Source organism: Limnobacter sp. MED105 (assembly GCF_000170915.1).
Taxonomy (GTDB): Bacteria; Pseudomonadota; Gammaproteobacteria; order Burkholderiales; family Burkholderiaceae_B; genus Limnobacter.
Genome location: NZ_ABCT01000004.1, coordinates 170,311 through 195,909, shown reverse-complemented (window position 1 = coordinate 195,909; position 25,599 = coordinate 170,311). Strand labels below are relative to the sequence as shown.

The 25,599-nt window shown below is 47.7% G+C and carries 26 protein-coding genes and 1 riboswitch; of the genes, 18 read left to right on the top strand and 8 right to left on the bottom strand.

The window, feature by feature from the left end; all coding sequences use genetic code 11:
• The first annotated feature begins 104 nt into the window (after positions 1-104).
• A complete protein-coding gene (locus tag LMED105_RS06125; protein WP_198006803.1) occupies positions 105-1,145 on the top strand; it encodes a tetratricopeptide repeat protein in 1,041 nt (346 codons plus the stop codon).
• Here LMED105_RS06125 and LMED105_RS06120 read toward each other — a convergent pair.
• Together LMED105_RS06120 and LMED105_RS16185 are read right to left on the bottom strand one after the other, a co-directional pair.
• Positions 1,142-1,360: a hypothetical protein gene (locus LMED105_RS06120; protein WP_008249334.1), complete on the bottom strand. Its 219-nt coding sequence runs from the start codon at positions 1,358-1,360 to the stop codon at positions 1,142-1,144. The genes LMED105_RS06125 and LMED105_RS06120 overlap by 4 nt on opposite strands.
• Before the next feature lie 126 nt (positions 1,361-1,486).
• Positions 1,487-3,481 (bottom strand): S8 family peptidase, encoded by a 1,995-nt coding sequence (locus LMED105_RS16185; RefSeq protein WP_008249332.1) that lies wholly within the window; start codon positions 3,479-3,481, stop codon positions 1,487-1,489.
• 268 nt (positions 3,482-3,749) lie between these two features.
• Between LMED105_RS16185 and LMED105_RS06110 the strand changes: the two genes are divergently transcribed.
• The 6 genes from LMED105_RS06110 to LMED105_RS06085 all read left to right on the top strand — a co-directional run bounded on the left by LMED105_RS06110 (position 3,750) and on the right by LMED105_RS06085 (position 10,721).
• Complete coding sequence (locus LMED105_RS06110) at positions 3,750-5,843, top strand: helix-turn-helix domain-containing protein (RefSeq protein WP_008249330.1); 2,094 nt, start codon at positions 3,750-3,752, stop codon at positions 5,841-5,843.
• 8 nt (positions 5,844-5,851) lie between these two features.
• On the top strand, positions 5,852-6,835 hold the full coding sequence (locus tag LMED105_RS06105; RefSeq protein WP_156799566.1) for an ATP-binding protein: 984 nt from the start codon (positions 5,852-5,854) through the stop codon (positions 6,833-6,835).
• Positions 6,814-8,304 (top strand): hypothetical protein, encoded by a 1,491-nt coding sequence (locus LMED105_RS06100; protein WP_008249313.1) that lies wholly within the window; start codon positions 6,814-6,816, stop codon positions 8,302-8,304. The genes LMED105_RS06105 and LMED105_RS06100 overlap by 22 nt, the downstream gene beginning before the upstream one ends.
• Before the next feature lie 67 nt (positions 8,305-8,371).
• Positions 8,372-8,839, top strand: a complete 468-nt coding sequence (locus LMED105_RS16180; protein WP_008249310.1) for a MerR family transcriptional regulator — start codon at positions 8,372-8,374, stop codon at positions 8,837-8,839.
• 216 nt (positions 8,840-9,055) lie between these two features.
• Positions 9,056-9,790, top strand: coding sequence for a helix-turn-helix domain-containing protein (locus tag LMED105_RS16175; RefSeq protein ID WP_156799565.1), 735 nt, complete (start codon positions 9,056-9,058; stop codon positions 9,788-9,790).
• A 73-nt stretch (positions 9,791-9,863) separates the two neighbouring features.
• Positions 9,864-10,721: a sterol desaturase family protein gene (locus LMED105_RS06085; protein WP_008249305.1), complete on the top strand. Its 858-nt coding sequence runs from the start codon at positions 9,864-9,866 to the stop codon at positions 10,719-10,721.
• A gap of 91 nt (positions 10,722-10,812) precedes the next feature.
• On the opposite strand, the gene LMED105_RS16985 is transcribed toward LMED105_RS06085, so the two are convergent.
• Complete coding sequence (locus LMED105_RS16985; RefSeq protein WP_008249303.1) at positions 10,813-11,022, bottom strand: GDCCVxC domain-containing (seleno)protein; 210 nt, start codon at positions 11,020-11,022, stop codon at positions 10,813-10,815.
• 18 nt (positions 11,023-11,040) lie between these two features.
• Positions 11,041-11,355 (bottom strand): mercuric transporter MerT family protein, encoded by a 315-nt coding sequence (locus LMED105_RS06080; protein ID WP_008249301.1) that lies wholly within the window; start codon positions 11,353-11,355, stop codon positions 11,041-11,043.
• A gap of 69 nt (positions 11,356-11,424) precedes the next feature.
• Here LMED105_RS06080 and merR point away from each other — a divergent pair, with 69 nt between their 5' ends.
• Complete coding sequence (gene merR, locus LMED105_RS06075) at positions 11,425-11,832, top strand: Hg(II)-responsive transcriptional regulator (RefSeq protein ID WP_008249299.1); 408 nt, start codon at positions 11,425-11,427, stop codon at positions 11,830-11,832.
• A gap of 293 nt (positions 11,833-12,125) precedes the next feature.
• Here the strand turns inward: merR and LMED105_RS06070 are convergent, their stop codons facing one another.
• A complete protein-coding gene (locus LMED105_RS06070) occupies positions 12,126-12,518 on the bottom strand; it encodes a MerR family transcriptional regulator (RefSeq protein WP_008249297.1) in 393 nt (130 codons plus the stop codon).
• A gap of 78 nt (positions 12,519-12,596) precedes the next feature.
• Here LMED105_RS06070 and LMED105_RS06065 point away from each other — a divergent pair, with 78 nt between their 5' ends.
• From LMED105_RS06065 to LMED105_RS06025, 9 genes are all read left to right on the top strand, one after another.
• Positions 12,597-13,220, top strand: coding sequence for a cation transporter (locus tag LMED105_RS06065; RefSeq protein WP_040512550.1), 624 nt, complete (start codon positions 12,597-12,599; stop codon positions 13,218-13,220).
• 40 nt (positions 13,221-13,260) lie between these two features.
• On the top strand, positions 13,261-13,599 hold the full coding sequence (locus LMED105_RS06060; protein WP_008249293.1) for a hypothetical protein: 339 nt from the start codon (positions 13,261-13,263) through the stop codon (positions 13,597-13,599).
• 85 nt (positions 13,600-13,684) lie between these two features.
• On the top strand, positions 13,685-14,932 hold the full coding sequence (locus LMED105_RS06055; RefSeq protein ID WP_083797114.1) for a TolC family protein: 1,248 nt from the start codon (positions 13,685-13,687) through the stop codon (positions 14,930-14,932).
• Positions 14,929-15,507: a hypothetical protein gene (locus tag LMED105_RS06050; protein ID WP_008249288.1), complete on the top strand. Its 579-nt coding sequence runs from the start codon at positions 14,929-14,931 to the stop codon at positions 15,505-15,507. The genes LMED105_RS06055 and LMED105_RS06050 overlap by 4 nt, the downstream gene beginning before the upstream one ends.
• 2 nt (positions 15,508-15,509) lie before the next feature.
• The gene (locus tag LMED105_RS06045) at positions 15,510-16,622 is read left to right on the top strand and encodes an efflux RND transporter periplasmic adaptor subunit (RefSeq protein ID WP_008249286.1); all 1,113 of its coding nucleotides are present in this window, start codon (positions 15,510-15,512) and stop codon (positions 16,620-16,622) included.
• Between the two features lie 12 nt (positions 16,623-16,634).
• Complete coding sequence (locus LMED105_RS06040; protein WP_008249284.1) at positions 16,635-19,754, top strand: efflux RND transporter permease subunit; 3,120 nt, start codon at positions 16,635-16,637, stop codon at positions 19,752-19,754.
• A gap of 25 nt (positions 19,755-19,779) precedes the next feature.
• Positions 19,780-20,172, top strand: a complete 393-nt coding sequence (locus tag LMED105_RS16170; protein ID WP_156799564.1) for a hypothetical protein — start codon at positions 19,780-19,782, stop codon at positions 20,170-20,172.
• Between the two features lie 34 nt (positions 20,173-20,206).
• Positions 20,207-20,536, top strand: a complete 330-nt coding sequence (locus LMED105_RS06030; protein ID WP_008249281.1) for a YnfA family protein — start codon at positions 20,207-20,209, stop codon at positions 20,534-20,536.
• A 68-nt stretch (positions 20,537-20,604) separates the two neighbouring features.
• Entirely contained in the window at positions 20,605-22,230 is a 1,626-nt protein-coding gene (locus LMED105_RS06025) for a phosphoethanolamine transferase (RefSeq protein ID WP_008249278.1), read from the top strand.
• Here LMED105_RS06025 and LMED105_RS06020 read toward each other — a convergent pair.
• Positions 22,139-22,867 carry a phosphatase PAP2 family protein gene (locus LMED105_RS06020; RefSeq protein WP_156799563.1) on the bottom strand — a complete coding sequence of 243 codons (729 nt, stop codon included), beginning with the start codon at positions 22,865-22,867 and terminating at the stop codon, positions 22,139-22,141. The genes LMED105_RS06025 and LMED105_RS06020 overlap by 92 nt on opposite strands.
• Entirely contained in the window at positions 22,857-23,435 is a 579-nt protein-coding gene (locus tag LMED105_RS06015; RefSeq protein ID WP_008249274.1) for a TMEM165/GDT1 family protein, read from the bottom strand. The genes LMED105_RS06020 and LMED105_RS06015 overlap by 11 nt, the downstream gene beginning before the upstream one ends.
• Positions 23,436-23,440: 5 nt before the next feature.
• Positions 23,441-23,611, bottom strand: a riboswitch (yybP-ykoY riboswitch).
• Positions 23,612-23,728: 117 nt separating this feature from the next.
• Here LMED105_RS06015 and LMED105_RS06010 point away from each other — a divergent pair.
• Positions 23,729-24,487, top strand: coding sequence for a membrane protein (locus LMED105_RS06010; RefSeq protein ID WP_040512544.1), 759 nt, complete (start codon positions 23,729-23,731; stop codon positions 24,485-24,487).
• Between the two features lie 30 nt (positions 24,488-24,517).
• Here the strand turns inward: LMED105_RS06010 and LMED105_RS06005 are convergent, their stop codons facing one another.
• On the bottom strand, positions 24,518-25,561 hold the full coding sequence (locus LMED105_RS06005; RefSeq protein WP_008249269.1) for an AI-2E family transporter: 1,044 nt from the start codon (positions 25,559-25,561) through the stop codon (positions 24,518-24,520).
• Between the last annotated feature and the right edge of the window lie 38 nt (positions 25,562-25,599).

Genomic DNA, 25,599 nt, shown 5'->3' with positions numbered 1-25,599 from the left:
ATGACTTGTAATGTTGCTATTAACCTTTGTACTGCCAAACACAGCAATTGGTTTTAGTAATACTCTTCAGTAACAACAATCAACTGACAACAACAATGGTGTTTATGAAAAGCGCTTGGACTTTTTCCTTTTTTCTGGGTTTGTTTGCATGTGGGTTTGTACCAGCAGCCTTGGCCCAGGAAGCAAGTTCAAATTTAACCCGTTGTGAAAACAGCTTTGGCAAAGAACCTGTAAACACCACAGTTGAGACTTGCAGGCTAGAGCTGACAAGGCCAATTACCCAGACCAAACGCGTCAAAATTCTTGAAACATTGGGTAAAGCCTACCTGGCTCAAAACGAGGCAGACCTGGCCATTTCAACCTGGAATGAAGCGAGTCAATACAGTCCACTAAGCCGAGAGGACCAAGTGGCCGCGGAATCCTGGACACGCTTGCAAGTACTGATTGGCCAAACCTATGCACAAGCTGATCAGATGGAACGTGCAGAGGCTCACTTTCAAAAAACCCTGAACACAGTTGAGCAATCGATTGGTCGTTATTCCTTGCCAGCGGGTATGGTTCAGGATGCATTGGGCACCTACTATGCCTTGCAGAACAAACCAGGCGAGTCTGAGGCCGCATTTAAACGGTCGCGTATTGTTTACGAAATTCGTTTGGGAAAAACCAACGCACGAACGCTTGAAACCCGAATGAACCACGCAGTGGGCTTGCTGGATATGGAGAAAGAGCAAGAGGCACTGGAAAGTTTCCAGATTCTTGCAGAAATAATCAACGCTTCACCCAGCTACAAAAATGAACCCATTCGTGCTGAAATATTGACATTCTTGGGCACACTGCAAATGCGCAACGATCAGCTACAGGAAGCCGCCAGAAATTATCAGACTGCATTTGAAGTACGCCAGGCAGCGTTCGGTCCCAACGACATCCGAACCAGTCAGTCTTTAAACAACCTGGGGGTTGTGCTTTACAGGGCAGGGGATTTGAAGCGAGCCGAAGTGGCACTTAGCCGCGCCTACATCATTCGGGCGGATTCCTTGGGTGGAGAAGATCCTTTGACACTGAGTACTCAAAAGAACTTGCAGGCAGTAATCGCCGCACAAAATGCAGCGAAAACTGGCCTTTCTGAAAGTGTCAAACGCAATTAAACCTTGGTGTTTCGCACCAGTTTGCGGTTGGCTTTGAATGACTTGAACTCATACACAGCGACCAGCAAAATTGCGGAGAACACACAGCCTAGAGCTGCCAAAATACTCGGACTTGCTACTTCATAATTGATGTAATCCACCAAACCATGAACCAACATGGCTGAAGCGATCAACAACAACACCAATACACCTGGGTAAGAACGAAGAGCTTTCATACGACACCTCTCAAAATTTACTGCATCAATTGCTGACCAACGAGTCAACAAGTGCACTTTACCATTGAGTAATGTCATAGATTGGAGCGCTACTTCTAACGTTGTATTTAACCAAACCACCGCACACTATTTGTAATTATTCTTTTTAAAACAATGAACTAAGAACAAACAAGCCAGCAGGCCAAGCAAATTTAAAGCACCGCCGCCCCCGCTGCCGCCAGAACCGCCACCTGTTGAACCACTGCTGGAATCATCCACCACCGCATCACCAACAGCCGAGGAGGGGACACCTACACCAGCAGAGGCACCATTGATTAATGGGGAAAGAAGACTGGCGAGCAAAGTAGGGGATGTTGCGCCTTGATTGGCCACAATCACCGAAGCGATGGCAGTTCTGCCATTTGCTGCCTGAGCACGCAGATCGAACCCGGATACACCGGCAAGGGCAGTTACGTCCACATCCAGCCCACTAACCGACAAAATGGGATTAGGCGTATCCGGCGATGATTTCAACACATTAATTACATCAAAACTGACTGAACTCACTTCTTGCCCTGAAGAGTTCAAGGTTCCGCTCGAAGAAAACGTGCGGGTTTCACCCGGTGGAATAACGTTGCCACTGTTAGAGAACAAATTGGTAAGGCCACCCGCGGCCTGCGTATTAATCAAATTGGCCACGTCAAGCATACCCGCACCACACAAGGCACGTGTGCAGTTACATTCGGTTCCTAAAGTGTCCCCGGTACAAGTGGGGCTGCCACCGAGCGACAGAAAAGGACGGGCAGTGGTTTTCAACAAATTCTCGACAGTAGCCACCGAAGCGGAGGGATTCAATGACCAATACAAAGAGGCAGCGCCAGCCACCATAGGCGAAGAAAAACTGGTACCAATCTTCGTGTTGTACGTATTGGTCAACGGACCCGCAAAGCCAGTATTACTGGCACTCCAAATTGGAAAAGCAGCATCGCCACCCGGCGCAGAAAGCTGAATACTCGGCCCAAAATTGCTGTAATTGGCTTTCAGCCCTTCTTGATCGATGGCCGCTACACCAAAAGCACCAGGGCAATTGGCCGGGGAATCGACAGTGCTCCCATCGTTGCCTGCAGCAACAACCACCAAAGAACCCGCCTGGCGGGCCGCGGAAATGGCAGCGCCTTCAATAGAGGGGACACAGGCGCCCTCGGCCCCCAAACTCAGATTAATTACCTTGGCAGGGAAGGGATTATTGGGCACACCGGGAACGCTCAAACCCGCAGCCCAGCGAATACCGTCAGCAAGGTCACTCGAAAAACCACCACATTTGCCCAATACTCGCACTGGTAACACCACCGCATTCCAGTTAACCGAAAACACCCCCTCACTGGGCGCGGGGTTCCCTGCAAGAAGAGCTGAAACAAAGGTACCATGCCAGCTTGACTGACTAAGACCGCCACAAACCGGGTCGGCAAGGAGGTCGGCAGGGCCTACACCATCACCGGGGTCTGTAGGATCAGAATCGCGATCTGAGCCACCCGAACTTTGACCATCAGCGCCTATTAAAGGATCGGCTACAAAATCGTAACCTGACAGCAAATGACCTTGAAGCATTGGGTGACTGGGCAATACACCAGTATCCAGCACAGCCACTACGGTGGGCGCCGTACCATGGAAATTCGCCCACATGGCGCCAGTGTTGATTGAAGCAGGTTGCGCATTCACATCCTGATGGAACCAGGAGCGACTCCGACGCGACAAATCAAGTGCATTCAACAAGCCGATTAAAGGAGACTGGGCACGAAGCTGAATGCGACGGTCAAGTTCAACCGATTCAACCATTGGATCGGACAACAAACGAAGACGAGTTTGCTCGGCATCGGTACTATCGGGGCTGGTGACTACGGCACCACGCTCACCAAAAGGCCTAACCAATTGAAATGTCCGTTTGTGAATCCTCGACAACTCCGAAAGCGTTGCGCGCAACTCATTCTTGCGAGATTCAACCGTGAATTGACGAACATCAACTTGGCCGCGCTCAGAACTCTCCTTGAACTGGATTACCCAGCGGTCGGCTGACCATGAAACGGACGAGAACGCAGCAAGCAGAACGAGCAAACTGCTTTGAATGGCGGAACGCAACTGCATGGGGTGACCCTGATTGTGGTTGTTATTTAGATAATACCGAGGAGAGGGGCTTGCGGATTCAGAATAAGAAACAAGAGACAGCGTGGGATATCGTCTGTTTGATTAAAGTTGTAAAGAGATGACTAGATGCAAGTGATTGATAATAAAAAGATCACTTGGATATTCATGATAAGTAAGCTATCTTTTTCTGAGAGTACATTTGTAAAGTAGACGAGTTGTAGATTAAAAGTGTAAAGTAAATAAACACTGTCCTGCCAAAGGGGTTGTTATGGCTTCGGAGTCAATGCGACATATCAAAGGTTTAAGTGACACCATCTGGGCTGACTACACCAATTGGCCAGGTTTTGACGAGGCCTCCCTAGAGCCAGCTACGCTCGCCAAATTTCTCAGTAGAAAAGAAGCAATCAAAGCCTATTTGAGCGGTAGCAAAGTCGCTGCGATTCGTGAAGAATACGGCATCTCAGAACCGCATATCTATCGGTTAATTACCGAAAGGTGTATTCGAGATCATCCAGACGGCCAAATTTACGGCTGGCGAGCACTAATTCCACAAACCAGAATTGTCCAGTTTAAAAGGCGAACACCAATCGTTATTAATCGTTGGGGGCATGGTGGTGTGGGCGCTTTTCAAACGCTACTAGACACTTATCCGGACGTCAGGGAAGCTCTACACAAAAAAATTCTTAAAATCCCCAATACCCGAAAAAAACTTGGGATTTTATCGACCTCAAAACGATCGATTTGGCTCTCGTTTCTCCAAAGCCTTAGAGAGAAGGGTCTTGAAATCAGGGGGGAGTGGCCATTTTCTACCAAAACAAACGGGTATTACTCCGTCATTAGATACATTGATAGGGTGCTTAAAGAAAATCCAAGTAAAGCGATCTTGATCCACGGTGGAAATGAACTTCAGAGAAAAATGCAGGCGGGAGATGGTGTTGATCGACCAGTTCACCGCCCGTTTCAACGTGTAGAAATGGACGCCCACAAAATTGATGGGCGCTTCACCGTTGCGATTCCTTTACTTGAGGGTGGCTACCAGAACGTCCTGATCCACAGAATCTGGGTGATCGTGATTATTGAGGTGGTGACTCGATTGGTGCTTGGATATCACATGAGTCTTCGAAAGGAGATTTCTAAAGAAGATGTGCTTCGGGTAATCAAGAAGTCCCTTTCGCCCTGGGCGAAGAAAAAACTACACCACACCGACAAGGACTTTTATATCGATGGTGCCGGGTTTCCCAGTGTTTTAGGTAAGCAGTTTGTGGGCATATGCTGGGACGAAACCTCAATTGATGGTGCACTGGCCGAAAAAGCAAAGGTAGTTGCAGAAGTACTAAAAAATTCGGTTGGGTCGATTCTTCTTACTCCGAAGAATTCGTACGCGATAAGACGAACAAAAGACGACCGACCATTTATTGAAAGCTTTTTTAACAAACTCGGAATATTCGGATTTCAGAAAATTTCCAACACAACAGGAAATTACCCTGGTGCAACGAAGGGCAGAGACCCCATCGGAGTGGCAGTAGCCTCAGAGTTCCAATACGAGTATGCAGAAGAACTCCTCGACATCATCATTGCTAATTACAACGCGAGAATCCACTCAAGACTTAGTGGTCGATCACCACTTCAGTACCTGCAATATCTGGTGCTTAGCAAGACATTCCAGCCCAGAGTGATTGATCCACAACACCTTGACACTTTTTTCAGTTACAGAAAGCTGTGCATGGTTAAAGGTGGTCTGGACGCCGGAAAGAGGCCATACGTCAATTTCGAGAATGGTATTTACACCAGTCCAATATTGGGTCAAAGACTAGATTTGGCTGGGAAAAAAATCTGGATCACAGCCGATTCTGATTCAGACTCCAGGGTCATCAAGGCATCTTCACTGACTGGTGAACATATCGACAATTTACGCGTATCACCTCCATGGAATCGCGTTCCTCACAACTTTGAGACCCGAAGACTAATCTGCGGATTAATTCGTCAAGGCAAATTCTCTCTGCAGAATCAACAAGATGCGGTGGAATCCTACATTGCCGAGGTGGAAGCATCAGGAGGTAAGTTTCCTCCTCATCCAGCCTATCTAACAGCTCGAAATTTTCTGGTTCAATCCAACGACACTATCCATCAGGTCCCTGACAACGAAACCATACAGTCTGATATGGCTTCAAATGAAACCAATAAAAGCATGGAAAGCCGGATTACCGACAACACTGAAGATAAAGCCAAGTCACGCTCTACAACCAAAAACAATACTGCTAGCAGGAATAAGCAGAATATCGCACCCCACACCTCCGACGCTACAGCGCATACCCAAAATTCCGCATCACTTCCACCACGACGAAAAGCTGAAAATAAATAGAGACGACGATGACTGAGATTTCACGTGATCATCCGGTTTGCACACAAGAATATGCGATTTATACCCCTCCTATTCATGAAATGTGCGAAACAATCACCAGATGGATTGAGCAACGTCAGACTGGTGGCTACATTTATGGACCTTCTCGATTCGGAAAATCGAAAGGCATAAAATCCTTCTTGGCTAAGATACTCAATGAAAAGTTCGATACTGAATTCCCTTTGATGATTTGGTCACATCCAACCAATAGCAAATCCGAGAGAGAATTTTGGAATCTTCTTCTAATGGCCTCAAGATTTGAGTTCAAAAATCCAATCAAACCAAAAGCAAAAATGGAGGCAAAATTTCTATTCAAACAACATCTTATTACACTAGCCAACAGAGTCAAATACAACTACATCGTAATACTGATTGATGAGGCTCAATTGGTTTTACTAAATGAATGGCATTGGCTATTGAGCTTACAAAATGAGCTCGATCTGGAAGGGTATAGGTTAAGTATCATTTCAGTAGGCTCACATCAAATTTCATTCCAACCCAATTTTTTTGCAAGAACGGGTGATGCACATATCGTAACAAGATTTCTAATGCACCATGCTCGATTTCACGGAATTAGATCATTAATTGAACTGGAATACATTCTAGAAGGATACGATGAGGATTCCGAGTGGCCAGAAAATAGCGGTGTAAGTTATACAAAGTATTTTTTATCAGACGCTTTTGATGATGGCTTTCGTTTAACAAGCTTGGCATTCTTAATTTGGAATGAACTGATTGAAAAGTACAATTTAGCATTCAAATCGTTTAAACCAAAATCGGATCAGATTGAAATTCCCATGAATCAAATCGCAAATTTAATTGAGAGAATATTAAAAGATATGGGCAATAAGTCATTTGATCATCTGGAGTCGAACCTGAATTCACAATATATTTCAAATATACTTGCTCAACAAAACCTTACGTCACAGATATGGACAACTTCCACAGATTGATTGAGATAAATTCTCATAAAGAACAACAATATAAATATCAACTCTTCAACTGGAGATCAGAGCTGTACGATGCTAATGACAATACATATTTTTTGCTAGCGAAATTTGCATTACTCAATAAGTTAAAAATTGAACAAGTCAATGAATTTTTTAATCAATACTTTTCCATTGATATTTTTAATCTAAATTTATCTGAGCATCGTTCTTTAAAGTATCTTTTCTCAATCTTTAGTAACCAGGCTTACATACAAAATAATTTAATTACAAAAAGTTCTGGCGATTTAAATATTCTTGGAATTCCTTTAATACAAGACTACTACGTGAATACACGTCATCAAGAAAAAATTATTCGTTATTGTCCAGAATGCATTAAAAGTTACAAACTGCCAGAACATGCGTCATTGAAGTACTTAGATCGATGCCTATTTCACAACGTAAAGTTTGAAATTTTCTCTTGTAATCATCGAGTCATTCGGTTAAAAGAAAGAAGTGTCAAATGCCACATAAACTTTATTCGCATTTTTTGCCCAGATTTCCCTACACCACAAACGAAAAAGCATAATGTACCAAGTCAGTTCTCCACTGTCCTTAACGACCTAGACAAATGGAATTTTTCTTTGAAAGAAATTTGCGATAAAAAATTAGGCAAACATCTTCATACATTCAAAAGTATGGATTTTATTATCCCCGAGCGATGTGTACATTTTATCTTAGTAAAAGAACTGTCACTCCCAGAGTCTCTTCGTGAATTTGTGATTCAAACCAACGCGATCAGAAAAATAAACTCACTCTCAATTTCCGAAAATTCTAGTTTTTCATTTTTTGAAAAATTCACATACTTCCAATTTTCTGCCCTTCCTGTAGTTTATTCATCTTTTTGTTACCTTCATCGAAAAAATGAAGCGTCATTTATTCAATCTTTACTTAGTTTTTTCGATGAATTAAAATTAGAATTAATAAATAAAAATGAAAAGTTCTGGTACTTACATGAAAATGATGGAATATGGACATCTTCTGATAGCAAGAGTCTATATTGTGGGGCGCTGATTCATGATCTATTGATAGATTGGCTTACTGAGTTATGGCTTCCCCCTCTTTATACCAGCACTCGTAGTAGGCGCTTTCAATATTTTAATAATTTTCATTTAATGAATGAAGATTTGATAAAATCTACTATGTTCACTCCAGTAAAAAGCAATATTTCTGAAAATAAAATTGACACTCTTTTTAGTTTTAACAGGGTAAAATTTCAAGAATTTTCTATACCCAACTTTTCTTCAGAACAGATGCTTGCCTTAGATTCTATGTGCGATGAACTTGTAAAGTCTTACATTCATGACGCTAGGGTGTGGCTTAATAGAATTGAATGTGGAGAAAAACCGGATCACTTTCCACCAAGAAGTCGGGCGTTGCTATCACTTCAAAAAGTTCAGAATCAATACCGTTTGTTTAATATCCAAATTGATTGAAATGTGACATTCATCTAGTGCATCATTCACTTAGTTGATTGACTGTCGAATCTTGAGGTTCTAGTATATGAAAATCAGCGAAGTAGCTAAGAAACTCGGTTTGAGTCCTAAAACTATTCGATTCTACGAGGACCAGGGCTTGATTGCACCGAAAAGGGCTACTTCCGAGTCTTGGTTTACCTCCGGCAAAAACCGCGTTTTCGGGCAAGAGGACTTGTCCAGACTTGATTTTGTCAAAAAGGCACGCGAACTTGACTTCTCGATCAAAGAAATTCAGTCAGTGCTGGATTATTACGATCAGGGACCAGCCTGCGGTTGTGCCTCCAGAGCGAAAGTAGACGAATTAATCGCGTTAAAATTAGTTGAAGTCCAACAAGTGAAGATTCACCTCGAGGCGCTAGAACAAAAGTTGACGGACATTCAGGCGAATAATGCTGCAATCGCGCATGAACTTGCACAAAACCCGAATGAACCAGAAGGTGAGTTTCTAATTGCTGACTACATTATTCCCATCAGAAACGATGCCAAAAAATAGCGCTTGACCTTCCAGTGGATGGAAGGTCCACGATCTGTATGGGAGTGTTCCCTTGTCTTGTTAAAGGAGATTTTGCGATGAAAGTTAAAATGTTCGCAGCCGCGGTTGGTGTGTTTGGTCTTGTAGGGGTAGCCTTGGCAGCATGCCCACTTTGCGCGTAAAGCGTTAGTTAGACCGGGCCGCATCGGCCCGGTTGTCTTTTGGGTAGAGTTTCACGTGAGTGAAAAAACGAACTGGATGGGTGACTTGTTGATTGCAGACGGCATCGGTGTATTCCGAGGCAATGTCGGAGACAACACAATGCATCGGCACTGGGCAGCCCAAATCACCATCGCGTTAGAGGATACTTTTTATGTGGAGATACCAGGTTTAGACTGTTTATCTGTTCAAGCTGCATATTTCAGACCCAACGTCGAACATCGCCTTGTGACCGGAAAAGTTTGCTCGTTTTACTTTGACCCAGCATCCCGATTGTTCGACCATTTGGTTGACCCAAGCTCAGGTCTAAATGACAGTTGGGGGGCTTTAGAGCTCACAAGTTGCCTTAAGACGTTGGTCAATGCAAAAAACCCTCTAGAAGCGATACTGACTGTCTTGCGTCCAAGTCAAACAATGGATTCAAGAATATATTCTGTACTTTCCCGCATAAATTCTGCTTTGAATGAGGAAGATTACACAAACCGCTTCTCTTTGGCAGAGATCGCGGGTATGTCGCCTTCCAGATTCTCACATTGGTTCGTGGAACAACTCGGAATTCCGGTTAGGAGTTACAAAAAATGGCTAAAACTCCGTTTGGCGATTAACGCGATGCTAGCGGGAGAGTCTCCAATCGACGCAGCCCTCGCTGGAGGATTTAGTGATCAGGCTCACATGAGCCGGGCGTTTGCACATGCGTTTGGAATTACCTACATGAGCGCCCAAACGGCAATAACAAGCCATAAAAATCGGTAGCTCTTTCATTCAATACAAAGGGAACAGATTCGTTGAGTATTGGCGTTCATCAACAAATCTTGGGGAATCCGTCATGAATGAATTAGTTCGCTTGGGCTCATATCCGATTATTTTCGGTATCACCGCCTTTGCTCAGCTCTTATTAATTGAAGCAGGTATTTCTCATTGGCCGTATGCCATCTTGGTTGCTGGTGCAGGCATGAGCGCAGTGGCCATCTTGGAAAGGGTCTTGCCGTACGAACCATCTTGGAACCTAGACCATGAAGATACCCTTCCTGATATTCTTCACGCAACATTTAGCTTGGGGTTTATTTTTGCAAGCGTTGAAATAGCAGAGATTATTCGTGTACTTGTTCCTTTCTCAAAAGTTTGGCCAAACACTTTGCCACTATGGGCTCAGGTATTCGTAGCCGGTCTCATCATTGATTTTGGACTGTGGTTGATGCATTGGTTGAGCCACAAAAATGATTATTTGTGGAAACTCCATGCACTGCATCACAGCGCCGAACGCCTGTACTGGCTTAATGGTGAGCGCCGCCACCCTCTGAGCGCTTTGCTTTTGGCTGGCCCGGGAACACTCTTAGCAATTTTTTTAGGAGCTCCTGCGGAGGTGGTTGGATGTTGGTACACGATAATTGCAGTCCATTTGGCGTTCCAACACTCAAACTTAGACTACACAGTTGGCCCATTAAGAAATATTCTCGGTGTAGCCGAAATCCACCGCTGGCATCACAAGAAAGAGTACGAGGATTCTCAAGTCAACTTTGGCGAGTTTTGGATGATTTGGGATCAACTTTTCAGAACTTTCCATCACACAGTCAACGGCGTAAAAAAAGGGGAGGTTGGCATGCGTGAAAAAATGCCAACCACATACTTGAAACAAATTGCTTGGCCTTTTCGGAGAAAAACAAGTGTTAAAAAACATGGATAACTTCATTCCAAATTAAGGAATAAAAATGGCTCAGGTTTATCGACATCATTTCGAGCATTCTCGGTTTTTTCCCGTCACCAGGATTCGTGGTCTAGTAACACGAATTGCCTTTCTGAATAGGCGGGCATTTCGTCGACCCATATGAGCAAAATACACAGCAATCGCCCGGCTTGGGCTTGAGTAGCGTACTGCAGTGCCCACACTGGAAAAAAAACTGGCACGCGTTTGTGGGCATAATACACGGCGTGCTTACGCCACAGCTTGGGCAGGTCAAAATCGATTCAAGTACAACGTCAGTCATGGCACTTTCCCCTTATTTTTACATGAACCATGGCACGGCCAGCAAGAGCAGTGAAAGCACTGCGATGACCCAGAAAAGCATTTTCTGGCCACGGTTGCAGCTCTCGCAACCAGTTTTGCGCCAGAACATTTTGTAATAAACCAGCGCCAGCAAACCGAGCGTGATGGCGATAAAAACGGGTCGATAGGGTTCCAGGGCGGTGACCATGCCCAGCGACGAACTACCCCCCACTCCTGCAGCCAGCAGCAAAAGCGGGCCAAGGCAACAAATGGAAGCCCCGAATGCCGCCAGTGCGCTTGCGATCAGGGTGCCGGTATTTTGAAGTGGTTTCATGTTGATTACTCTGAATGCAGTGTGAAAATGGTATTGTAAAAGCCGTACCCAAGTACGGAGTCAATAGGCATGATTCAAAAACACATATTGAGCATTGGCGGGTTGGCCCAGGCAGCAGGCGTGAATGTTGAAACGGTTCGCTACTATCAACGCGTGGGCATGTTGGCACAGCCTGCCAAGCCCCTGCACGGTATTCGTAAATATGGTGTCGGCGACGTTAAGCGGATCCGCTTTATCAAACGCGCCCAGTTATTGGGTTTTACTTTGGCAGAGGTGTCTGAACTGCTGGTTTTGAGCAACGCTAGTTCCTGCCGCGAAACCCAAGATCTGGCCGAAAGCAAGCTGAAATCTGTTAGCGAGAGAATCCGCGACCTGACTAAAATGCAAGATACATTGTTGCAGCTTGTGGCTCGGTGCAATGCAGCAGACGACTCGACCAGTTGCCCCATTATTGACGCATTGGTGGGTGAAGATTAATTCCATCATTCAGGCCTAAAGGGTTACCTATACTGCGTCGATTTGTGTAAAGTTTGCCGCGAATTTATAGACCTACTGGATTAGGTGACAATGACGAAGCCATCAGCCAACGCAAGCTAGATTGATGCTAATGACCATCTTGAATGGTAAGACAAGGTTGATATTAAATTTGTTTCCAGCTTTGTACGCAGAGACAGACAGTGGTCGATTTTTGTTCTCACGTGGCGTTGAGCCTAGTAAAAAGCGACTAGTGCGTTTATCTGCACTTCTTTAATTGAACGTTCGATACCTAACTAAATTATTAACGATGTTTTTATGATTTCGCATTGGGCTATTGTGTTGTGACCCAAGCATTTGGCACGCAAACGTTGCAATTCGCTCCGAAGTGCTTGAAGTCTGCTGATCCTTTTGTCGATCTCAATCAATTTGTCGTCAATAGCCTCGTTAATTGGCTCGCATGACTCACGGGGTGAATGTTTGAGTTTCAGTAAAGAGCGTATTTCATCCAATGAAATGTCGATACCGCGACAAAACACCACAAATGCTAGATCTTCGAGATGATGCTCGCCGTAAACCCGGTAGTTGGAGGCGGTTCGGTCTGGTGCACAAAGCAGGCCTTCCTTCTCGTAATAGCGTATTGCCTCCACCGTTATTCCCAACTTCTCGCTTAATTCACCGATTTTCATCAATTCCTCCTCGAGCTTGACTCTAAAGCTACTTTAGGGTTTTTAATGAACATATTGCAATTTCACGAGGAGATCAAGATGCCTGGTTGTTCAACATGTCACGACCATCAGCCTGCCCAAACAGTTTCACCAACCTACAAAAAAGTGTTGTGGGTTGCTCTGATTGTCAATTTGGGCATGTTCATCGTTGAGGTGGCTTCAGGATTGAAAGCGGGTTCGGTCTCCCTGTTGGCCGATTCGCTTGATTTTTTTGGTGATGCCGCGAATTACGCCGTTTCCCTTTTTGTGTTGGGCATGGCACTTTCGATTCGTGCCAAGGCGGCCCTTGTTAAAGGTGCCACACTCGGAATTTTCGGGGTAGGCGTTTTGGCTTTCACTGCTTATCGCCTTTGGACTGGGCAAGTTCCTGAACCTTTGACGATGGGAGTGATAGCGGTGTTGGCGCTTGTTGCCAATGTGGCTGTAGCTTTGATGCTTTACAAATGGCGTGAAGGTGACTCAAACATGCAATCGGTGTGGCTTTGTAGCCGCAATGACGCGATTGGAAATGTGGCTGTGGTCGCCGCTGCTGGCTTGGTTGCCTGGACCGGCAGTGCATGGCCTGATTTGGTGGTTGCTGTGTTAATGGCTACTCTGGGTATTACCGCGGCTAGAACCATCATCGCGCAAGCATGGCGCGAATTGAACCAAACCAGTGTGTGATACTCTTACGCTCATGAAAAAATTTTTCCTTGTCCTTCTCATGTTGGTATTACCGCTTCAAGCAGCGCTTGCAGCGGTGGAAACCTATAACGGACACGGCGCAGAGCATGAATCTGCGATTGAGGCAGTGCTTCATACCCACGATGGGCATGATCACCACGCTGCACATGACTCTCATCAGTATCAACAGCAGGACAACAAGCAGCAAGACCAAACCTGCGATGGTGATCACCACCATTGCCACGCCCACAGTGTGAGCGTACTGCCCAGTTTGTTGACTTTTGCCACACTTCCCAATGCCTTGGACCAAGAACCTGAAGAGTTCAACGGCTTTCAATCCTTCTCGTCAAACCGCATAGAACGCCCGAAGTGGGTCTGAACAAAACCTGAATTAGCCACCCTTTGATGCCTGCTTGTGCAGACCGAAAAGGGCAGTTCATCTGTTTTGTTTGGAGAAATTACCCATGTATTCACCACATCGCGTGGTGTCCACTTGCTTGGTCATATTGCTGTTTAACGCATCTATACCTGCGTTTGCACAACAATCCATGCCAGTGGAAACCGAATTAACTGTTCAAGACGCCTTTGAATCAGCATTGAGCATCGATCCAGAAGTGCAGTCGGCACTGAAGCGCATTGAAGCATTCAAAGCGAGAAGGAGTGCGGCCAGCGCCTTGACTGCCCAACCACTTTCTCTGGAAGGATCGTATCGATCTGACCGGAACTACAACAACCAAGGCTTGCGAGAAATCGAGCTAGGTGTGTCCGCACCCATCTGGAATTGGAACGAGAGGGCGCGTACCCAATCATTGCGAGACACAGAAATTGAGTTGGTCCAGCTGCAGCTTGAACAAAAGAAACTGGAGCTTGCAGGCCTCGTTCGGCAAACAGTTTGGAATACCTTGGGGGCGAATCTTGATGTTGAGATTGCCCAAGCGCGACTGAAAACAGCCAAAGAATTGATGGTCGATGTTGAAAAGCGGGTTAAGGCCGGTGACTTGGCCCAAACCGATTTTTATCAAGCATCCGCATTGTATGAGCAATCCCGTGCTGAACTTCTTCGCGCTCAAGGCATTCTGGGTGACGTCAGTGCTGATTATTCAGCCACCATCGGTTTGCCTGTTTCAATACTTTCACGGATTCAAACCGAGAGCACCGACATTCCCAATGGTTTGAAACCGCTTGATCACCCCGCTATCAAGTTGGCACAGCTTAAGGTGATGGCCCAGCAACAACAAAGCGATTTGGTGCAAACCCAAGCGCGGGCGAATCCTGAGGTGGGTTTGGCCATCATCAGCGATCGTGGTGCATTCACCTCGGCGAGCGAAAAGTCGTTGGTGATTTCAACGCGAATTCCTTTGGGCAACTCGTCGGAATATCAAAGCCGGGTATTGCAGGCAGAAAGTGAAAGCATTGCTGCTCAAGCCGCATTAACAAAAACCCAGCGACAGATAGTTGTTCTTGGTCGCGTTGCTGAAAGTAATTTGGATATGTTTGCTCAACTCAGGGCCTCTGCTCAAGAGCAGGCCAAGTTGGCGGCGAAAACCTTTGAACTCTACAAAAAGTCATTTGATCTAGGTGAAACCGATTTGCCCACCTTGCTTCTTGCCGAACAGAAGGCCTTTGAGGCCGATAAGCTGGCCCGGAAATCTGCCATCGAATATGCCGCAAAAGTTTCTGCCTACAAACAGGCCTTGGGGCTTCTACCATGAACAATATTGAGATCAACGTCATGCAAAAAATCAAATTTTTAACCTATATGTTGTCAGCCGCAGTGCTAGCCAGCTCGATTCTCTTCTCTGCGATAGCGTACGCAGGTCCGGGTCACGACCACGGTGATGAAGCACCTGTTGCTGCTGGTGAAGCGTCGCCTCGCGTGGTCATGGAATCAGAATTGTTCGAGGCGGTCGGCATTTTGAAAGGTCGCATGCTTGAAATTTACATCGACCATGCAGCCACCAATGCACCGGTGCAAAACGCCAAGTTGGAACTGGAACTGAACGGTCAACAGGTGCCCGTTGAATTGCACAGTGAAGGCGAGTTTGATGCGCAGTTACCCGAGGGAATCGAGGAAGGGACTGTGGCTGTGAGCATGACTGTGTCTGCAGGCGAGGATATCGATCTTTTGGCTGGGGATCTGATTGTTGGTCACCACGACGATCTCGATAGTGTTGAAGAAGTGCAGTCACGTCTCTCGATAATAGTCTTGTACGGGATTGGTGGATTGTTGATTCTCGCCTTGTTCGTGGTCGGATATCTTCGTCTTAAATCAAAGGGAGAGAAATAATCATGTTGAAAAAACAGTTTGTTCTCTCTGTATTGGCATTCAGCTTGTCAGCGCCGCTTTCTGTGTACGCGGGCCCTGGGCACGATCACGGCGACGAAGCAGCCGTTGCCAGCACTGGGGATGGTCCCAAGCGACTTGCTACGGGTGAAGTGTTCCTGCCAAAACCGGCACAACGGCAGTTGGATTTGCGAACACAAATTGTGCAAGTAAAACCACAGGCCAAGGTAATTGAAATGAATGGTCAAGTGGCGCTGGATCCCCAATCGGGCGGTGTGGTGCAAACCAGCCTGGGAGGTTTTTTTGTGCCTTCCAGCAATGGTGTTCCGAAACTTGGGGAGCCGGTAACGAAAGGACAAATTTTGGGATTTATCCAGACCCCCCAAGCCCCCCTTGAAAAGTCTGCCCAACTGGCGCAATTGTCACAATTGAAATCTGAATTGGCGTTGGCCAAACAACGCTTGGATCGGTTAACCCTACTGGCTGACACCGTACCCAAGAAAGAAATTCAAGCCACCCAAGCGCAGGTACATAGCCTTGGTGAGCAAGTGTCTGCGGTATCTGGCGGTATTGGCTCGCGCGAGGAGCTTCGTTCTTTGTCAAACGGTGTTGTTGCTTCGACAGCAGCTATTGCTGGCAAGGTTTTTTCTGAAGGCGATGTGCTGTTTGAAATCGTGAATCCCAAAGTGGTTCGTATTGAAGCCACTTGGTTTGAGCCCAACGCTGTTCCCCAGTTTTCCTCCGCTCAGATTCCTGCAGGTGAAAAAACTTTAAAACTAAATTACGTGGGTGCAGCCAGCAGCGTAAAAAATCAGTCGCTGTCTTTGGTATTTGAAGCCCGCGATGTTGAGAGTATCCGCTTTCCGACAGGGCAACTTTTGAAAGTATATGGGGAGCTAGTAGATCAGATAGACGGTATTGCCATACCCAGTGCTGCGGTGGTTAAAAACGCTGCCAATCAAACCATTGTATGGGTCAAGAAAGAACCGGAACTGTTCGAGCCCAAGGTGGTGTTGACTGAGCCGTTGAACGGCGTTGAGGTTTTGGTACGAAGCGGTCTGACCGGTGATGAACGCGTGGTGATTCAAGGTTCGACCTTGATCAACCAGGTTCGATAAGGGGGCGCCGACATGTTTCAAATGTTATTAGACAGCAGCCTGAAGAACCGGCTGCTGGTACTTCTCGGCGCGCTTATTTTGACCGTGTATGGGGCCTATACGCTGACCCAAACACCGGTTGATGTATTTCCCGATCTGAACAAACCAACGGTGACCGTGATTACTGAAGCCGGTGGTATGGCTTCGGAGGAAGTCGAACAATTAATTACGTTTCCTTTGGAAACAGCTTTGAACGGTCTTCCGGGTGTCGAGGTCATTCGCTCGGTATCCAGTGCCGGACTCTCGTTCATTTACGTGACTTTCAATTGGGATACTGAGATTTATCGGGCACGTCAAATGGTATCTGAGCGGCTTTCCAGCCTGGAGGAATCCATTCCTGCAGGCGTGGCACCGGTGATGGGGCCAGTCAGTTCAATCATGGGCGAGATCATGCAAATCGCCATACCGATTGATTCGAGCAAGACCACACCCATGCAAGTGCGCGAGTATGCTGATTGGGTGCTTCGCCCCCGATTGTTATCGATTCAAGGCGTGGCACAGGTGATCCCGATTGGTGGTGAAGTACGCCAGTTTCAGGTTCAACCAGATTTGCAGCGGATGGTTAATTTGGGTATTACCATTGAGGACCTGCAGCAGGCCTTGAGCGGTTTTGCATCCAATACATCGGGCGGATTTTTGGCGCTTAATGGCCGTGAGTACCTGATTCGAAACCTTGGAAGAACGTCCTCTTTGGAGGACCTTGGAAAGGTGGCTGTAGGTTCAAAAGACGGTGTGCCAGTGCTGCTCAAGCAAGTCGCCAAGGTGGATTTTGCGGCCGCAGTTAAACGGGGTGATGCCGGGTTTGAAGGCAAACCCGCTGTAATTTTGGGCGTACAAAAGCAGCCAAGCGCTGACACCATTGCCTTAACCAAAAGGATTGAAGAGGCCCTGGTTTCCATGGGCAGCAGCTTGCCAGAAGGAATGGAAACACCGCGTGTGACTTTCAGACAGGCCAGTTTCATTGAGGCCTCAATTTCCACCTTGCAAGGAAAGCTGATTGGCGCTTCGATATTTGTAGCTGCAGTGCTGTTTTTTTTCTTGGGTACGATTCGCCCGACCGTGATCGCACTGGTTGCCATCCCTGTGTCTATTTTCATCACCGCCTTGGTGTTTGAGTATTTTGGACTTTCCATCAACACCATGACGCTGGGTGGGTTGGCCATTGCCATTGGTGGTTTGGTCGATGATGCCGTGGTAGACGTAGAAAATATTCTTCGCCGTTTGAAGGAACAACGGGCGAAACACCCTGGTGTTGCTTTCGACCTGGTGGGCCTTGTGCGCAAGGCATCGCTTGAAGTAAGAACAGGTATTGTGTACGCCACGGTGATTATTGTGTTGGTGTTCATCCCCTTGTTCGCTTTGCCTGGCATTGAAGGCAAGTTGTTTGTGCCCTTGGGCATTGCGTTTATCGTGTCTACCCTCGCATCGCTGGTGGTTTCTGTCACGGTGACACCCGTGTTGTCGTATTACCTGTTGCCAGGCATCAAGGATCTTGATCATGGCGATACTCGCGTGTTGGCTTGGTTAAAGTCCAAGTATCAGGTTGGCTTGTCTGGAGTGCTGAATAACCCGAAAGCGGCGATTTGGGCGGGTGTGATTGCGGTAATTGTTGCAGGCGCATCAGTACCATTTTTTGCTAAAACATTCCTTCCGCCTTTCAATGAAGGCACCTTGCTGATCGGTATGAGGTTAAATCCTGGCGTCACCTTGGAAGAGTCCTCGAAATTGGCCTCTCAAGCGGAAGTGTTGCTCAAAGACATTCCAGAAATTACACACATTGGGCGGCGAAGTGGTCGTGCGGAGCTGGATGAACATGCCGAAGGTGTGCATGTGTCCGAACTGGATTTGGGGTTGATTCCTGCCGGTGACATGACTCGCCCCATGGCGGAGTTACAAGCGGAAATACGCGAACGACTCCAGAACTTGCCGGCGGCTATTGCGGTAGGGCAGCCCATTTCACATCGCATTGATCACATGCTTTCCGGTGTACGTTCGCAAATCGCGATCAAGGTATTCGGGGAAGACTTGGATACCTTGCGTGGCACCGCTGAAACTCTGCGTGCAGAGCTGTCAACAATTGATGGGCTGGTTGATCTGGAAGTCGAGAAGCAGGTACTCGCACCAGAGATCAAAGTGCGGATCAACTACGATGCCGCATCCCGGTATGGTGTGTCTTCATCGGAAGTGTTGCATTCTCTACAGGCTTTGATTGAGGGCGAGAAAATCACTCAGGTGGTTGAAGGCAACCGGCGTTTTGCCCTGGTTTTGAAACTGGCAGAAAAAGACCGCAGTTTGGAGCAACTCAAGACTTTGCTGATACCGACCCCCTTGGGTGCAGTTCCATTGTCTTTGTTGGCCAGCATTGAAGACAGTGATGGCCCCAACCAGATAAGTCGTGATGATGGCAAACGGAGAATCGTGATTTCTGCCAACGCCCAAGGCAGAGCGCTTTCCGAAGTGGTTGAAGACATTCGTACCACAGTTGCAAATACTAATTTACCGGAAGGCTATTTCATTACTCTGGGCGGCCAGTTTGAGGCTCAGGAAGAAGCCACACGCTTAGTCGGTTTTCTGTCAATCATTTCACTCGTGCTGATGTTTGCGGTGCTTTACAGCCGTTATCAGTCGGTGCGCTTGTCGGCCATCATCATGGGCAATATTCCATTGGCCATGGTAGGTGCAGTTCTTGGCTTGTGGTTATCCGGACAGCCTTTGTCAGTGGCTGCATTGATTGGTTTTATCACGCTTGCGGGTATTTCAGTTCGCAACGGCATTTTGAAGGTGAGCCACTACATCAACCTGATGCGATTCGAACACGAGAGTTTTACCCAGTCCATGATCGTGCGCGGATCCATGGAACGGTTAAGTCCCGTGTTGATGACGGCACTGGTCACTGCATTTGCTTTGGCACCATTGCTGTTTGAGGCAGAGCGCCCGGGCACCGAAATTTTGCACCCGGTTGCAGTTGTAATTTTTGCTGGTCTGATCAGTTCAACCTTGCTGGATACCTTTTTAACGCCAGCATTGTTTTGGGTTTTTGGGCGCAAGGATGCCGAGAGGTTAATGGAGCAATCCGATGCTCAAGCATTGTAATTTTTTAAACAGAATGGAGATGAAGATGAAATCAATCAAATTGCTGTGGTGTGCATTGGTATTGGGTTTCGGTTTAAATACCGTATCTGCAATTGCGCAAGGAAAAGACATACACAGCATGGAGCCCAAGCACGGCGGTGTCGTATCTGAAAGCAATCACATAGAGTTTGAGTTGGTGGTAAAGCCCGAAGGCACTTCGCTCTACGCCATGGATCACGGCAAGGCCGTAGACTTCAGCGAGGCCTCTGGCAAAGTGATTTTGTTGAATGGTGGGCAAAAGAAAGAAGTTGCATTAACTGGCAATTCAACCATGCTTCAAGGTGAGGGTGTTGAACTGAAAACCTCAGCCTTTACTGCTTTGACCACGGTGGAGTTTTCCAACAAGAAACGGATAACCGTTCGATTCAAATCAAAATAATCCGAATATTGTCACCGATAAGGGCTGTACTGCCATGGAGCTAATTAAATTCACCACTCTGTTTGCACTTACAGCCCTCTCTGAAATCCTAGGTTGTTATCTACCCTGGCTGGTGCTGAAACAAGACAGGTCCCCGTGGTTATGGCTTCCGGCCATCGGGTTTCTTGTTTTGTTTGCCTGGTTGCTTACTTTGCACCCTTCGGCTGCGGGGCGTACCTACGCCGCCTATGGCGGAATGTACATTACAGTAGCGCTGCTTTGGCTTTATTGGATTGAAGGCATCAGTTTGACCCGCTGGGACATTGCTGGCGCAGGCCTGGCTTTGGCGGGCATGGCGGTTATCATGTTGCAACCAAGCCCGTAGCGCGAACAACTATCGCAATCAACTCGAGTGCATCCCTGACCCAATTTTTGATTATTTTTTGGATAAACATGTGGCACAACATTCTTAATGCACAAAACCGCTGGATCACCGGTGTTTCAGTTTTTCTCATGCTGGTAGCCAATGGCAGCTTTGCAAGCCAGTTGCTGTTGGCCTACCCGCTTAGCGACGGTAACTTGTTGTTCGTCAGTTCGGTACTTTTGTTGTTTACCCTGGCCACCACTTTCATGCTGCTTTGGCTTTGCCATGGACGTGCGGCTAGATGGGTGTTGGCCTTTTATTTGCTCGCTTCAAGCATGGCAGCGTATTTCATGTCGGCCTATAGCACGGTGATTGACCAGACCATGCTGGAAAATACCCTGCAAACCAATGCTTCCGAAGCAGGAGATCTTTTCTCAACTTCCATGCTGCTTTACCTGTTGGGCCTGGGTGTGCTGCCTGCCTGGTATGTGTTGCGCCGCATGCCCAAGACTGCAGGCTTCGTAACAGAACTACGTGCAAAAACACTATTCAGTTTGTGTTTGCTGGTTGGCATGGTACTGCTGATCGTACCATTTACTTCTCAATACGCTTCGTTTTTTCGTGAACACAAAAGCCTGCGCTTTTACGCCAACCCAACTTACTTCACTTACTCGGCCATTCGCCTGGCAAGCAGCAAAATCAAAGGCAGTGCTGGCCCCGTGGTGGTGCAAGCAGTTGCGCCAGACGCTGCATTGAATGATGAACCCCCGCAGCACCCCAAAGAACTGATTGTTTTGGTGGTGGGCGAAACGGCGCGTGCTGACCGGTTTGCACTGAATGGCTACACCAAGCCCACCAACCCAGCGCTGGGCAAAGAAGACGTGGTTTCTCTGAGCAATGTTAATTCATGTGGCACGTCGACCGCCGTGTCGGTGCCCTGCATGTTTTCTCTGGCTGGGCGCGAAGGCTTTGATGGCGAAACCGTGCATGAATTTGAAAATGTACTCGATGTGCTGAAACGCCAGGGTGTTGAAATTTTATGGCGCGACAACAATTCCGATTCCAAGGGTGTTGCTGTTCGTTTGCCCTACGAGAATTTTCGCGACCCGGCCATCAATCCGGTGTGCGATTCCGAATGTCGGGACACCGGTATGCTGGTTGGGCTGGAGGAACACATACGCAAACACCCCGGCAAAGACCTGTTGATTGTGTTGCATCAAATGGGCAACCATGGCCCCGCCTACTACAAGCGCTACCCGCCAGAATTCGAGCGGTTCACCCCGGTGTGCAAAACCAATGAATTGTCAAAATGTACCGACGAGGAAATCAACAACGCCTATGACAACGCAATCTTGTACACCGATTATTTTTTGGCGCAAACCATTGCATTGCTGAAAAAGTTTGATGCAAGCCATGAGACCGCCATGCTGTATGTGAGCGACCACGGTGAGTCCTTGGGTGAAAAGGGCATGTATTTGCACGGTGCACCTTATGTGTTTTCACCCAAGGAACAAACCCATGTGGCGTCACTATTGTGGTTCGGAAAAAACTTTGACTACCGCACGGAAGACTTGAGGCTGGTCAAAGATTATCCTTTCACGCACGACGATTTGTTTTGTTCGCTCATGTTGACTTTCGAGGTGGAAAGTGGCGTGTGCGCGCAGCGCACCGATGCCTTGAAAGCGTATTTCGAACGTCAACGGCGAGCAAGCTAACCCCCCAGCAAAGCCACGCGGTGGCAAGCACATGACTTGTAAAGTGGGCTCCTTTGGCAATTTGCACGCCGCTGGCCAGCCCGCCCATGAACAGCACCACGATGGCTACTGTCGTTTGATGCCGCTTTAGCCACGGCATTGGGCTGTACAGCAACACAATCCACATGAATGCGGTGGATGCATGCCCGCTGGGAAAACATTTTCCAGGCCCCGGGTTTGCAACAGCATGGGTGTTTTGAAACAGCCGAAAATAATCGGCTGCTCCACCATACAGGTTTAAATCCCAGGGACAACTGTGTGAAGACAGGGCTTTGAGCACACTCACCACCAGCGCGGCCAGCAAGCTAACCAACAGGATAAAAAGAATTTCTTTCCAATAGACCTGCCTGACAGACTTTAAGCAAAGTAGCAAAACAAAAACCAGCCAGATGCCCGCGGCAAGCCAGCGCAACCCGTCGTGCAACAGCAAACTAAGCCACTGGTTTTGCTTCAGTGGAAAACTGGCTGCCTGCGGGTCAAAAAATACATTGGAAATGGCTTGATCCCAGCCGGTGTAGCGGTTCAAAAAAACGATGAACACACCGAGCAGCGTCCAAGCTGCCCAGTGGTGCATGGGACGTGAGTTTTCAGAAAACAAATTGATCTCCAAGCCCTGTGAGGGTTGCCACACCCAGCAAGGCGAACAAGATAGCGGCGCTGATGTGTACCCATCGCACTGGAATTTTTTGGGTTAGCTTGTCGCCAAGCAACACAGCCGGTACATTGGCGATCAGCATGCCCAGCGTGGTGCCAACCACTACCCAAAACACACTGGCATAGTGAGCCGCCATGGCCACAGTCGCAACCTGTGTTTTGTCGCCCATTTCAGCCAGAAAAAACGCAATGAATGTGGTGCCAAAAACGCCAAGCCGACGGGTGAAAGACAAACCAGAATCGTCAATCTCGTCAGGAATCAACACCCACACAGCCATCGCCAGGAACGACGCACCCAAAATCCATTTCAAAGTTTGCGCACCAACATTCGCCGTGACCCAGCCTCCCACTACTCCAGCCAAGCCGTGGTTCAGCAGGGTGGCCAACAAAATGCCAAGAATGATAGGAATGGGTTTTTTGAAACGCGCAGCCAGAAGCAAGGCCAGCAATTGGGTTTTGTCACCGATTTCAGCCAGTGCAACAACACCGGTGGACACGAGAAAAGCTTCCATTACAAAATTCCACGGCCTTGAGAACCAAATGACCACATTCCACCCAGGCCGAAGCGGTGGAAATGCAGTCAAAGGTCTTGCCAAGTGTGGAAACCGCTTGCACCATGGCTTTTGGGCCAAGTATGTTGATGCAAGCCCTTTTCGAGAAAAGGAGGCTACTCCCCAATGAGTGATGGTATGTTAACCGGAATCGTAAAAACTTCCAAATTCTGTGAATTTCAGGCGAATCGAAATAAGCGAACAGTCCACCATCATTTAATCGATTGGAGAACACCGGCATGCAAAACCACGACTTGAAGGAAACCGCCAGAGCGGCTTTGAGCAAAGTACCTGAAGTGACTTTGCTGTTCTGGGTAATCAAGATTGCAGCCACCACACTGGGTGAAACAGGGGGCGATGCTGTGTCGATGTCCATGAATTTGGGCTACTTGATGGGCACAGTAATTTTCGCGGTAGTTTTCTTCATCGCGGTCGCTGCACAAATCAAGGCGGATCGATTTCACCCATTTCTGTATTGGACCACCATTATTGCCACCACCACGGTGGGCACCACACTTGCGGATTTTGCGGACAGGTCCTTGGGGGTAGGTTATGCGGGTGGAACCGCAATTTTGTCCACCTTACTGATCGTGTCCCTGTTTGCCTGGTATCGAACCATGGGTACGGTGTCTGTTAGTTCGGTGAACACCCCAAAAGCAGAAATGTTTTACTGGATCACCATAATGTTCTCGCAAACACTGGGCACAGCGCTGGGCGATTGGACCGCCGATACTGCCGGCCTGGGGTATACCGGGGGTGCAATGGTGTTCAGTGGACTTTTGCTGCTTGTCGTCGGTGCGTATTTCTTCACTAGTGTTTCCAGAACAACCCTGTTCTGGCTTGCCTTCGTGCTAACCCGACCCCTTGGCGCTGTGGTGGGCGATTACCTTGACAAGCCGGTTGACATGGGTGGTCTTGCGCTAAGCCGGTACACCGCATCGGCCGTGTTGCTGGGTTTTATTGTGGTGTGCCTGTTGGCTTTCAAGCAGAAAGCGAGCTCAAAAGCGCATTAACCTTAAACTGTGCCGGGCTGGCATTGAGGCTTAATCCAGCCAGCCCTGGCTGTACAAACCGTGCTTGATTTGTGCATACAGCACGGGTGCAGTAACTAGGCCAGCCAACCCGAACAGTGCTTCCATTACTAGCATGGCCAGCAACAGTTCCCAAGCTTTGGAACGGATACTTGAACCAATGATGTGCGCATTCAAAAAATACTCAACCTTGTGAATCGCCACCAGCCATATGAACGCCAAAATTGCCATGGTCAATGATTGGCTCAAGGCGATTGCAACAATGATTGTGTTTGACACCAGATTACCCACAATCGGAATCATGCCCGCCACAAATGTGATGCTGACCAAAGTACCTGCCAAGGGGATGGGTGTACCCAAAGCGGGCAGCACACCCAGCAGGAAAATGGCAGTGGCCAAAGTGTTGATTGCGGATATTTTGAATTGTGCAAACACAATGTGAGTGAAACTTTCAATCAGTTCGTCAAAGCGCAGGCGAAGCAAGCGTGGCAGGTGTTTGCTGCTCACCTTACCGGTTGATCGGTTCAGTTGAATGCTTAACAAGGCCCCAATCACGGTGCCTGCGAGTACATAGCCCACACCGCGAAGAGTGTGCCCTCCCCAGGTTTGAAGCTGACTCGCATGATTTTGAAGCCAGGCAGCCGCTGCGGCACGAACCCCGTCAATTGAAGCGGGCACATGAGCCGACAAGGCGGCAGGCAGGGCAAGGCGCAACTCATCAAGTACCTTAGACAAACGTTCAAGCACCGCAGGCACGCCCACGTTGGCTGAACCCGATTCCAGCAGATATTCCAGTGAGGCACCCAAACCCAGAGCAATGGCTGACAAAACCAGCAACAAAGCGATTGCCTCAACGTGACGAAGCGCTGGCAGCCAAGCTTTCAGGCGATGTGCCAAACGTGTAGTGGCCCCATAAGTGATCAAGATCGCGAAAACGGCCGGTGTAAGGTGCAACGCAAGCACTGAGAACCATGCGGCACAAATCCATACAACAACGATCAGTACCCTGCTTAATGAAAACTCGTGGGCGGATTGTGAAAAGTTCGAGGGTGTCATGTTTTGGATGAATGAACTAATGTTGCGCTAAGTTTGCA

Excerpts from the sequence above, each read along its gene's own strand:
- LMED105_RS06105 (WP_156799566.1), top strand. The coding sequence starts at position 5,852 with ATGACTGAGATTTCACGTGATCATCCGGTTTGCACACAAGAATATGCG.
- LMED105_RS06065 (WP_040512550.1), top strand. The coding sequence starts at position 12,597 with ATGCCTGGTTGTTCAACATGTCACGACCATCAGCCTGCCCAAACAGTT.
- LMED105_RS06055 (WP_083797114.1), top strand. The coding sequence starts at position 13,685 with ATGTATTCACCACATCGCGTGGTGTCCACTTGCTTGGTCATATTGCTG.
- LMED105_RS16180 (WP_008249310.1), top strand. The coding sequence starts at position 8,372 with ATGAAAATCAGCGAAGTAGCTAAGAAACTCGGTTTGAGTCCTAAAACT.
- LMED105_RS06070 (WP_008249297.1), bottom strand. The coding sequence starts at position 12,518 with ATGAAAATCGGTGAATTAAGCGAGAAGTTGGGAATAACGGTGGAGGCA.
- LMED105_RS06125 (WP_198006803.1), top strand. The coding sequence starts at position 105 with ATGAAAAGCGCTTGGACTTTTTCCTTTTTTCTGGGTTTGTTTGCATGT.
- LMED105_RS06060 (WP_008249293.1), top strand. The coding sequence starts at position 13,261 with ATGTTGGTATTACCGCTTCAAGCAGCGCTTGCAGCGGTGGAAACCTAT.
- LMED105_RS16185 (WP_008249332.1), bottom strand. The coding sequence starts at position 3,481 with ATGCAGTTGCGTTCCGCCATTCAAAGCAGTTTGCTCGTTCTGCTTGCT.
- LMED105_RS06080 (WP_008249301.1), bottom strand. The coding sequence starts at position 11,355 with ATGAAACCACTTCAAAATACCGGCACCCTGATCGCAAGCGCACTGGCG.
- merR (WP_008249299.1), top strand. The coding sequence starts at position 11,425 with ATGATTCAAAAACACATATTGAGCATTGGCGGGTTGGCCCAGGCAGCA.
- LMED105_RS06100 (WP_008249313.1), top strand. The coding sequence starts at position 6,814 with ATGGACAACTTCCACAGATTGATTGAGATAAATTCTCATAAAGAACAA.
- LMED105_RS06015 (WP_008249274.1), bottom strand. The coding sequence starts at position 23,435 with ATGGAAGCTTTTCTCGTGTCCACCGGTGTTGTTGCACTGGCTGAAATC.
- LMED105_RS06005 (WP_008249269.1), bottom strand. The coding sequence starts at position 25,561 with ATGACACCCTCGAACTTTTCACAATCCGCCCACGAGTTTTCATTAAGC.
- LMED105_RS16170 (WP_156799564.1), top strand. The coding sequence starts at position 19,780 with ATGAAATCAATCAAATTGCTGTGGTGTGCATTGGTATTGGGTTTCGGT.
- LMED105_RS06050 (WP_008249288.1), top strand. The coding sequence starts at position 14,929 with ATGAACAATATTGAGATCAACGTCATGCAAAAAATCAAATTTTTAACC.
- LMED105_RS06030 (WP_008249281.1), top strand. The coding sequence starts at position 20,207 with ATGGAGCTAATTAAATTCACCACTCTGTTTGCACTTACAGCCCTCTCT.
- LMED105_RS06085 (WP_008249305.1), top strand. The coding sequence starts at position 9,864 with ATGAATGAATTAGTTCGCTTGGGCTCATATCCGATTATTTTCGGTATC.
- LMED105_RS16985 (WP_008249303.1), bottom strand. The coding sequence starts at position 11,022 with ATGACTGACGTTGTACTTGAATCGATTTTGACCTGCCCAAGCTGTGGC.
- LMED105_RS06040 (WP_008249284.1), top strand. The coding sequence starts at position 16,635 with ATGTTTCAAATGTTATTAGACAGCAGCCTGAAGAACCGGCTGCTGGTA.
- LMED105_RS06045 (WP_008249286.1), top strand. The coding sequence starts at position 15,510 with ATGTTGAAAAAACAGTTTGTTCTCTCTGTATTGGCATTCAGCTTGTCA.
- LMED105_RS06120 (WP_008249334.1), bottom strand. The coding sequence starts at position 1,360 with ATGAAAGCTCTTCGTTCTTACCCAGGTGTATTGGTGTTGTTGTTGATC.
- LMED105_RS06110 (WP_008249330.1), top strand. The coding sequence starts at position 3,750 with ATGGCTTCGGAGTCAATGCGACATATCAAAGGTTTAAGTGACACCATC.
- LMED105_RS06025 (WP_008249278.1), top strand. The coding sequence starts at position 20,605 with ATGTGGCACAACATTCTTAATGCACAAAACCGCTGGATCACCGGTGTT.